General features: G+C 63.7%; 10 protein-coding genes. 5 read left to right on the forward strand and 5 right to left on the reverse strand.

Translation table 11 applies throughout. The annotated features are described in order from the left end of the window. The first annotated feature begins 5 nt into the window (after positions 1-5). Positions 6-1298 (forward strand): enterochelin esterase, encoded by a 1293-nt coding sequence (gene fes / locus ACIQT2_RS21710; protein ID WP_402950717.1) that lies wholly within the window; start codon positions 6-8, stop codon positions 1296-1298. Beyond that, the gene (locus ACIQT2_RS21715; protein ID WP_402950720.1) at positions 1295-1978 is read left to right on the forward strand and encodes a 4'-phosphopantetheinyl transferase family protein; all 684 of its coding nucleotides are present in this window, start codon (positions 1295-1297) and stop codon (positions 1976-1978) included. The genes fes and ACIQT2_RS21715 overlap by 4 nt, the downstream gene beginning before the upstream one ends. Here the strand turns inward: ACIQT2_RS21715 and ACIQT2_RS21720 are convergent. The 5 genes from ACIQT2_RS21720 to ACIQT2_RS21740 form a co-directional block, all read right to left on the reverse strand. Then, positions 1950-2756: an ABC transporter ATP-binding protein gene (locus tag ACIQT2_RS21720; protein ID WP_400336510.1), complete on the reverse strand. Its 807-nt coding sequence runs from the start codon at positions 2754-2756 to the stop codon at positions 1950-1952. The two genes, ACIQT2_RS21715 and ACIQT2_RS21720, sit on opposite strands and share 29 nt — an antisense overlap. Before the next feature lie 17 nt (positions 2757-2773). Continuing rightward, entirely contained in the window at positions 2774-3862 is a 1089-nt protein-coding gene (locus ACIQT2_RS21725) for a FecCD family ABC transporter permease (protein WP_402950723.1), read from the reverse strand. Further along, positions 3859-4920, reverse strand: a complete 1062-nt coding sequence (locus tag ACIQT2_RS21730) for a FecCD family ABC transporter permease (RefSeq protein ID WP_402950726.1) — start codon at positions 4918-4920, stop codon at positions 3859-3861. The genes ACIQT2_RS21725 and ACIQT2_RS21730 overlap by 4 nt, the downstream gene beginning before the upstream one ends. 9 nt (positions 4921-4929) lie before the next feature. Continuing rightward, entirely contained in the window at positions 4930-5931 is a 1002-nt protein-coding gene (gene fepB / locus ACIQT2_RS21735) for a Fe2+-enterobactin ABC transporter substrate-binding protein (RefSeq protein WP_400336507.1), read from the reverse strand. 210 nt (positions 5932-6141) lie between these two features. Beyond that, positions 6142-6756, reverse strand: coding sequence for a TetR/AcrR family transcriptional regulator (locus tag ACIQT2_RS21740; protein ID WP_402950729.1), 615 nt, complete (start codon positions 6754-6756; stop codon positions 6142-6144). Positions 6757-6930: 174 nt separating this feature from the next. Here ACIQT2_RS21740 and ACIQT2_RS21745 point away from each other — a divergent pair, with 174 nt between their 5' ends. The 3 genes from ACIQT2_RS21745 (at position 6931) to ACIQT2_RS21755 (ending at position 8894) form a co-directional block, all read left to right on the forward strand. Next, positions 6931-7812, forward strand: coding sequence for a siderophore-interacting protein (locus tag ACIQT2_RS21745; protein ID WP_402950732.1), 882 nt, complete (start codon positions 6931-6933; stop codon positions 7810-7812). Positions 7813-7875: 63 nt separating this feature from the next. Continuing rightward, entirely contained in the window at positions 7876-8058 is a 183-nt protein-coding gene (locus tag ACIQT2_RS21750; protein ID WP_400336504.1) for a hypothetical protein, read from the forward strand. Positions 8059-8165: 107 nt separating this feature from the next. Next, entirely contained in the window at positions 8166-8894 is a 729-nt protein-coding gene (locus ACIQT2_RS21755; RefSeq protein WP_402950734.1) for a hypothetical protein, read from the forward strand. Positions 8895-9520 lie beyond the last annotated feature (626 nt).

Genomic DNA, 9520 nt, shown 5'->3' on the forward strand with positions numbered 1-9520 from the left:
CAGTCATGCTTGAAAACGTTCGGCCGCAACTCTTGGCTGCCTTGGCCGACGACGGGTCCGAGGAGGCCTTCTGGGCACGCGTGGGCCGTACCGGCACCCCGACCGTCGAAGCGATCCCCGGGGGACGCTGCCGTGTGACCTTCCTGTGGAGGGAGACCGGCTCCGACGCCGAGGGAGGCATTGAACGGGTCTACATGGACGTCAACTCCGTTACCAATCATCACGCTGCGGTGCTTCCGGTCATGGAAAGGCTTCCAGGAACCGGCATCTGGTTCTGGGCTGTGGAGGTCTCCGGGGAGTGGCGGGGAAGTTACTCCTACATACCTGCCACGGCTGACCTCGTCCGGGAAGTGGATCCGCCGGAGGCCGGGTTGCAGGACACGAGTCGCCGGGCACGTTGGATCGCACTGCTCCAACACGCCCGGCACGACCCCTTCAACCCCGTACGGGCAGGCCTGAAATCGGGCTTGGCGATGCCCGGGGCGCCCCTGCAGCGTTGGTGGGATGATCCTGCCCCGACGTCCGTCACCGCAGGCACCACCCATGAACTGTCATGGGACAGCGGCCTGCTGGGCAGAACACGAACCGTCTGGGTCCACGAACCCCCCCACGACGCCGACACTGACAAGGCGGATCGTCCCTTGGTGATCCTGCTCGATGGCCAGCACTGGGTCCACCAAATGCCGGCCGCGCGCGTGTTTGACGCGGCTGTTGCAGAGGGCGAAATGCCGGCAGCGGTCATAGTGGCCATCGATGTGCTCAACGGTGCTGTCCGCTCCGAAGAACTTCCCTGCAACAGCACGTTCTGGGACGCCATCCTGACCGAACTGCTCCCCCTCGTAGAAACCGTCGCGGCCTTCACGAAGGATCCGCGCCGGACCGTCGTGGCCGGGCAAAGCTTCGGCGGACTGGCCGCCATGTTTGCCGCACTGGAACACCCGGAACGGTTCGGTCTGGTGGCCAGCCAGTCCGGGTCTTTCTGGTGGCCCGTTCCCTACACGTCCCCGGTCCCAGGCAGCCCCGGCGGTGACATCGCCGAACGGATCGCCCGCACAACGTTTGAGCATCCGCCCGTCGTCCGGCTTCAGGCTGGTCTGCACGAAGGTGACATGGTCCTGCACAGCCGCACCGTCCATGAGCGCCTCATCGCCGCTGGAGTCGAGTCGAGCTTCGAAGTGTTCGACGGCGGCCACGACTGGTTGTGCTGGCGCGGCGGACTCGTGGATTCCACGATCGACCTGCTGAACACAGCCAGCGTTCCGACCGGTACGCCCCGGCCGGAGCCGGTCAGAGCGTGACGTCGGGGACGGCGGCCCAGGCCTGGATCAGCTGGGCGGCCCCGCTCGAGGACGCAGCGGAATCCGCGTACCTCAGCACCGCTGAACGCGGACAAGTGGCAACGAAACGGCGCCATGAGGACCGCGTCCGGTCCGCAAGTGCGAGGTTGATCCTCAAGGCAGTACTCAAGGGACAGTTCGGCATCGACCCCGCAGGGGTGGAGTTGGTGGCATCGTCCAGGACCGCCAAACCCGTGCTGCACGTTGGCGGCGCCCCGTCGCGGCTGCGCGCCAACATCTCCCATGCAGGTGATGTGGTCATGGTCGCCGTGACCGAGGGGATTGACGTTGGCGTGGACGTTGAACACGAAGGAGCCACCGCATTTCCCGATTTCGATGCGGTGGCTCTTAGCGATGCCGAGCGAGCTGCCCTGCATGCCCTGCCCCGGGAACGGTGGGCGGGGACCCGCGCCGGGTACTGGGTCCGGAAGGAAGCATTGGTCAAAGCAACCGGCACCGGCCTTTCAGTGGATCCGCGCACCATCTGTTTCGAAAGCCCGGGTCCTGTCATGCCCCCAAGCATTGTCCGGCTGGAGCTTGGACGGGGATACGCTGCCGCGCTCTGTATTCCCGGCGCCTCATGCATCGACCTACGCCACGTGGCGGTGGACCTCAGCCTTCCTCCAAGGGAACGACCATAGGTTTGCCCGTCACTGGGTCAGGTATCACCAACGACTCCAGGCCGAACACTTCCCGGACCAGATCCGCAGTCACAATGTCCGAAGGGCTTCCCTCTGCCACTTTCACGCCGTCCTTCATGGCGATCAAGTGGTCAGCGTAGCGGAATGCCAGATTCAAATCGTGCAGGACGGCCACCAGGGTGTACCGTCCGCTGCGGTGCAGCTCCCGGCACAAATTGAGGATCTCCAACTGATGGCTGATGTCCAGGTAGGTGGTTGGTTCGTCCAGCAACATGATGGGGCTCTCCTGGGCCAGGACCAGTGCCAGCCATACCCGCTGCCGTTGCCCGCCGGATAATTCGTTGATGTGCCGGTCAGCCAAATGCGTGATGTCCGTGGCGTCCATGGCCTTGGTCACGGCGGCCTCGTCCTCAGGTGACCACTGCTTCAACATGCTTTGATGCGGGAAACGTCCACGGGCCACCAAGTCCATGACGGTGATGCCGTCCGGTGCCGTCGACGTCTGCGGCAACAGCCCAAGCTGCCTGGCCACCTCGCGCGTGGAATACTTTTGAATCTGCTTTCCGTCCAGCATCACACGCCCCGAGGTTGGCGTCAGCAGCCGCGACAGGGCACGCAACAAGGTGGACTTGCCGCAAGCGTTGGGGCCGATGATGGCGGTGAACGAAAGCGGCGGGATGCTCACATCCAGGTTTTCTGAAATGATCCGGCCGTCATAGCCCAGAGTCAGCCCGGCGGCGGAGAGCGTTGCCGGTGTGGCAGGTGGTGCGATGGTCATGTTCGTCTTTCCAGGAATCAGAGCTGGCGGGAGCGGGTCAAAAGCCAGAGCAGGTATACCCCACCCACGAGCCCGGTCATGAGCCCGATGGGGATGGCAGCCTTCACGGGCAGGTAGAGGGACAGCAGGTCCGAGCCGACCAGCAGCGCGGCTCCCATCACGGCGCTGGACAGCAACGGGACCCTTGTTCCGCGAGTGAGCCGCAACACCAGCTGCGGCGCCGCCAAGGCGATGAAGGCAATCGGCCCGGCTGCCGCCGTCGCCAATGCTGTCAGTGCGACGGCGGCACCCATCATGACCAGCCGGGTCCGTTCCACCCTGACGCCAAGCTGGCGGGCGGAGTGGTCGCCGAGTTCCATCAGGTTCAGGTTCCGGCCGTACCAGCCAATGAGTGGCAGCAGCACCAGGAACCCGACAGCCACCGGTGCCGCTTGTTCCCAAGTACGGGCGTTCAAGGAACCGCTGAGCCACAGGTAGGCGGATTGGGCGAGCTCCAGGGAGCCCTTGGCCAGCAGGAGGGTGTTGAGGGCGCCGAGAATCGAGCCGACGCCGATTCCGATCAGGACCAGCCGGTACCCACCGGTCACGCCGCCCTTAATGGAGAGAAGGTAGACGATCCCGGCCGTGAGCAGTCCACCGACTACGGCGGCGGCAGCGGTGGCCGCAGCGCCGGCGTTGAACACAATGATCTGCAGGACAGCCCCGGTAGCGGAGCCGGTGGTGAATCCGATGATGTCCGGTGATCCCAGGGCGTTGCGTGAAATCGATTGGAACACGGCACCAGCCATGCCCAGGGAGGCTCCCACGAACACGGCTGTCACCAGCCGCGGAAGCCGGATTCCGGTCACGACCTTGGTGATACCGGCGTTCTGGTTCTGCCCCAGCAAGGTACCCACGACGTCGCCAAAGGAGAGCCGGATGGTCCCGGTGCCCATGGAAACGATGCCGAGGAGAAGAACAAGAAGTACAAGGGCAATGACCACGACGACAGTCCGCGGATGCCACAGGAACGAGTAGCTCCCCACCGTTGTCAGACGACCGACCGGAACCCGGGATCGTGAGGCCTGCGCCGGCAACGGGTTGCTGGTGTTTTGGACTGGGTTCATAGTCGTGCCATCTTTCTGCGGCGAACAAGGGCGAGGAAGACGGGCCCGCCGATGAGGGCGGTCATGATTCCAGCGCCGATTTCGCCTGGGAAGAGTACCTGCCGGCCCAAAATGTCGGCGGCAAGCAGCACGATGGCCGAGGTCACCATCGAATAGGGCAACAGCCATTGGTGGCCGGGCCCGACCAACAGGCGGGCCATGTGCGGGGCGGCCAGTCCAACGAAAGCGATGGGGCCCGCGGCTGCCGTGGCAGCGCCAGAGAGCAGCAGTACGGCGAGAGCGGAGATGATCATGGTTCGTCGGGGCGATATTCCCAACGCCCGGCTCAGGTCCCCGCCCAGGGCGAGGGAATCCAAGGACCGGGACATGCTGAACGCCAGGACGAAGCCCACCAGGCACACGAGGGCAACTACGGGCAGAACATCGAAACCGCGGCCCTGCAGCGAACCTGTCGCCCACTGGCGGAAGTCATCGTATGTATCGGGATCGCTGTTGATCAGTACGATCGACGTCAGGGCTCCCAGCACTACCGAAAGCCCGGCACCGGCCAGGACCAGACGGACCGGGTTCGTCCCGGCGTCATGAGCCCTGCCCAGCACGTAGACGATCACGCTGGCGATCCCCGCTCCGAGGAAACCGAACCAGACATATCCGGCCACCGCGCTTACGCCGAAGCTGGCAATCCCCACGGCAACCGCTGCCGCGGCACCGGAGTTGATGCCCAGGATGCCCGGCTCGGCCAACGGGTTGCGGGTCAACGCCTGCATCAGAGCACCGGAGAGGCCCAAAGCAGCGCCAACCAGGACCGCAAGGATCGTCCGCGGCAGACGCAGTTGGATCACCAACAGATGCAGGTCATTGCCCGGGTTGAAGTTCAGCAGGGCGTCAAGAGTCGTGTCCACAGGCACGGGGCGGGAACCCACCGCCAAACTGACGACGCACAACGCGGCAACTACAACCAACCCGGTCAGCACGCCGGTACTCCGCTGCGCACGGCGGCGCAACGGAGTACCGGGCTTCGTGCCCGCACCGGGCTGGGCACGGGAAAGCAGGCTCATCGGCTGTGGTTAGCTGAACGTCTTGGTGAGAAGCTCAACCAACTGCTTGCCGCTGTAGTAATCCAGCCGGAACGACGTCTTACCCAGCGTGTGGACCGACTTGGCCTTCACGGCCGGCAGGTTGGCCAGTACCGGCTCGTCAAGAATGGCCTTGACGTCCGCTTCTTCACCGCTGAGGACGAACAGGTTGTCCGCAGCTGCCGCCTTTGGAAGGTTTTCCAGGGACACGAACGCGAAGTCCGAGCGCGGGGTTTTGCTCGAATCCAAGCCCGCAGGGGCTTCAGCTACGTTGAAGCCCAGCGCCGTCAGAAGCTTGGCGTGGGTGCCGCTGAGCTTGCCTACGGCGCTGTCATTTCCTGCGCCGTTGAAGTTCATGATGGTGGAGGTTCCGGCCGGATGCTTGATCTTCCCGGCCGCTTCCTTCACGGTGCCATCGAATTCAGAAATGGCCTTCTTTGCATCGTCTTCGTGGCCGGTGGCTTCGCCGAGTTCAGTCGCAAGGTCCTGCCACGTCTTGTCCGCGTAGTTCACCACAATGGTCGGAGCGATGTCGCTCAGTTCCTTGTAGTGGTCGGCGGCGCTGTCGGCGCCACTGGTGGAGACCACGATCAGGTCCGGGTCCGCCGCGATGACAGCTTCGAGATCCAGTTCAAGGTTCGGGTACAGCACACCGACGCCACGCTCATCAGCGACCGAAGCCCACTGGGAGAAGAATCCCTTGCTGTCGGTGATGTCGCCCGGGTTCGTTGCCGCGGTCTTCTTCACCGGTGCGTTGATCGCGAGCAATGAGCCGGTAGCGGTAATGGAGGTCGAGACGATGTTCTCCGGCTTGGCGGAGATGACCGTTTCACCGTTCTCGTGCTTGACCGTCCGGGGCCAGGAGCTGGCTGCCGCGCTCTCCGAGGACTTCGGCTCCTGGGCAGCGGTGGATGCGCCCGAGCACCCCGTGAGGGCGATTGCAGCAGCCGCCAAAGCAGCGGCTGCCGGGATGAGTCTGTTGCGGAATTTCATGGTGTTCTCTCTTGGAAGATGCGAATGGAGAGCTGGAACGCAACCTGCGCACCCGGACATACCGGGGAGGAATCAGTCCAACCTCGAAGGAACTTAGCATAGGCTTACCTAAGAAATAAAAAGAGAACAGTTTCGTGACGTATTTATCCCGGAGCGGTAGGGGGGGCTCCCGCTGCGCACGTGATGCCGCTCGGAAACAGGTGACTTTCATCACTCCGCACGGGCTGGTCGCCGTTGGCTTTGCTCAGACGACAAGGCTTCGGCGGTGAGCAGCACGGTGCGCACAACTGCGGCCCGGCGCTGCCCTGCACGACCGGGGACGACGCCGGCCATCAGTCCATCAAGGGCCGGAAGGACCGGCGCGGCATCACAGAGGGTCACGATAGTGATCAGCAGATCGCCGGCGGCTTCTCGCGAAATGCCAGGAAGTGCGGTGAGTGTGCTGTCGACCTTCGCGGCGCAGTTGGCCAGGCGTGCAGGGAGGCCAACAACATCGTGTCCCCGCTCGAGCCCCTCCCAGAACAACAGCCTGGGAACGGTCGCGTCGTTCTGATGGTGATCAAACAATCGGCCGGCGTAGTCAGCCATGGCTTCGGGACCGCGGCCCTGGATGGGGACCTCGTCCATGACGGTACTCAAAGCTGCCACGATGACAGCGTCAAAAAGGGCGTTCTTGCTGCCGAAGTACTGGTAGATCCGCTCTTTGTTGACCCCCGCCTCCGCAGCAATCCGATCCACCCTCGCCCCAGCAAGGCCCCGGGCGCAGAATTCACCCATGGCCGCGTGGAGCAATTGTCTCTTTGTTCGTTCCGTATCCCATGCCATGCGACAACCTACCCTTCAACCCGGAAGCGGAGTTAGCTTAGGCTAAGCTAACTGGAAAACACTAATTGAGGCGGTACGGCGAGCATGGATTCGCTCGGGACGGCCGCTGGCTTTGCAGGATGGTCCCCCGTCTTGACGGCCCCTCTGGACGCACGAAGGAAACCAGCGACCCACATGCAACACAAGAACACCGCACCCACCAATGCAGGAGCCCCGGTCGGCGGACTCCCTCAGGCTTATTTGCGGGGCTTCCCCATCAGGATCCGCGAAGTGCTGGTGCTGCGTCGCGTGCAGTTGACACCGCGCATGATCCGGCTGACGCTGGGCGGCCAGAACATGGTCCGCTTCGAAAGCCACATTGCCGATGAGCACGTCAAGCTCATCTTCCCCGATCCGGACACTGGCGAACTTCGCGTTCCCGAGCAGGACGATGACCACCTTCATTGGCCCAAGCCGATGCCCGTCACCCGCGATTACACCGTTCGCAGATACGATGCCGCTGCCGGCGAATTCGACCTGGACTTCGTTGTCCATGACCATGGAACGGCCTCCGACTGGGCGCGCACAACGCCGTTGGGCGCACCCATCTGGGTCGCGGGTCCGCCCCGAGGAGTCGTCATCCCGGACGAATTCCGGTGGCAAGCCTACTTTGGAGACGAGACAGCACTTCCTGCGATAGCACGCCGCTTGGAAGAGCTCCCTTCAGCGATCATTGGGTACGCGGTGATCGAGGTGGGCTCAGCCGATGACGAACTCCCGCTGGTGGCCCCGCCTGGCATGGAAATCCGGTGGCTGCACCGCAACGGAGCCGAGCCCGGCACCACGAGGCTGCTCGCAGAAGCCGCCGAAACGATTGAGATCCCCCAAGATGGTCACAGTTACGTTTGGGCCGCGGGCGAAGCAGGTTCCCTGAAACCTCTCCGGAAATGGATCAAGGCCGCAGGGCTGGGCAAGCACTCGTCCGACGTCGACGGCTACTGGAAGCGCGGGGAGAAATCCAACCAGGAACCCGGCGTCGTGGGCACCATCATCAACAGGCTCGCACACGGGCACTGACGCCCGCGTCCAGACGACGCAGTGGGAAGGCTTTCCGCCTGGCTCTGCTGCACAATAGGGACCATGACCGAAAGTATCTTCACACCCGGAGCCGAAGTCACCACTGCTACCCGTGGACGCGGAACGGTTGTGGACGTCCGGGCAACTCCTGCAGGTAAATTCATCATCGGTGTGGAGGACCCTAGCGGTGAAGTGACCTATTTCACCGAGAAGGCAGTCCGGCCGAGCACGCGTAACCCCACATAACTCCGATCAATGCGGGCACTCTATTAGACTTTAGGAGTGCCCGCCTCGGTGCACCGGGTCACGGGCGCGTCAGCCCTACGCACTGCCCTACGTGTGAGGATGAGGCCATGTCAGGCGAGATCGCGGTCCCCCTTCTGCCCTGCCGATCCATCGATGAGATCGCTGACTTCTACCAGATGCTCGGGTTCGAACGCACTTACTGGCAGACCAAGCCCTACCCTTGCGTCGGTCTCCGGCGCGAAGACCTCCAGCTGCAGTTCTTCGGACTGGACGGCTTCGACCCGGAGACGTCGTACGGATCATGCGTAGTCCTGGTCGAGGACACCATGGCGCTCTACGAGGCCTTCGCCGCCAGCATGCGCCGTACGCACGGCAAGGTGCTGGTCTCCGGCATCCCGCGGATGACCAGGCCACGCAAGCGGAAGAACACCGGCAACGCCTCCGGCTTCTCGGTCGTCGACCCCGGCGGCAACTGGATCCGGTTCTTCCACAACACTGAAGCCGCTGACGACAGCGTCAACGAACCGTCCAGCCAACTTGCGAAGGCCACGCAGAATGCGGTCGTACTGGGCGACTCCAAGGGTGACACGCGGCAGGCCGCCCGAATCCTGGACAGCACGCTGACCAGGCACCGCGCGACGGCCCCGGTCACCGACTTGGTCGAGGCGCTGGTCTACCGCGCCGAGCTCGCACTGCGGCTCGGCGACAGCCCACAGGCCGGCGCACTGCTTGAGGAGGTCGCAACCGCCGAACTCACCGGCGAGCAGCGCATGAGCCTGAGTGAAGTGCTGGCGAACGCAGCCGATCTGGAGCAGGCGCGGAACGCGGATAACTGAGCGGACTATCCGCAAGCCGACTTCGTCTCAGCGGTCAGGAAACTCTTCCAGGCCGTCGACCCGAGGATTTCCGAAGCCAACAAAATGGAAAGCACCCACGTTTATCCATCGAGGCAATATTGGGGCCGTACGCTTACTGGCCGCTCACCGGTGCAGTCCCGAGCCCATAGCGAGGCTGATTTTCCGGCCAGCCTCTTTCAGTGCCGCCACGAGCCCAGCCACTTCGCTCGGGTTGAAACCTGAACGAGGGGCCGGAAAGCAAAGACCTCTCTGACGAGGGGTTATGCCGTGCCCGAGGTGGGACTCGAACGCGATTCCGAGCCTTGTCATTGCTGGGGACCCGCGGAAACCTGCGGAATCCGGGCCAGTCCGGCGGCTGTACGGGCCAGTCCGAGGCGGAAAGTGTGGACATTGATGCTCCTATTGTTGTCAACGGTTGTTGAGCCACGTGGACGCCCTTGACCCCGGGGCTTGCGCGGCCATGGTCAGGCAGGCAGCACGCGGGCCAACCCGGGATCCGGTATGTGCACGGTTGCAGGGGACTGGCAGTTGAGCCAGGTTTCGTAGCGTTGGTGGAAGTCGTTGTCGTGGGTGAGTCCGCGTTCGAGGCGGGACAGTGCGGTGGG

The sequence above is a fragment of the Paenarthrobacter sp. NPDC090522 genome (genome assembly GCF_044769225.1).
Lineage (GTDB): Bacteria > Actinomycetota > Actinomycetes > Actinomycetales > Micrococcaceae > Arthrobacter.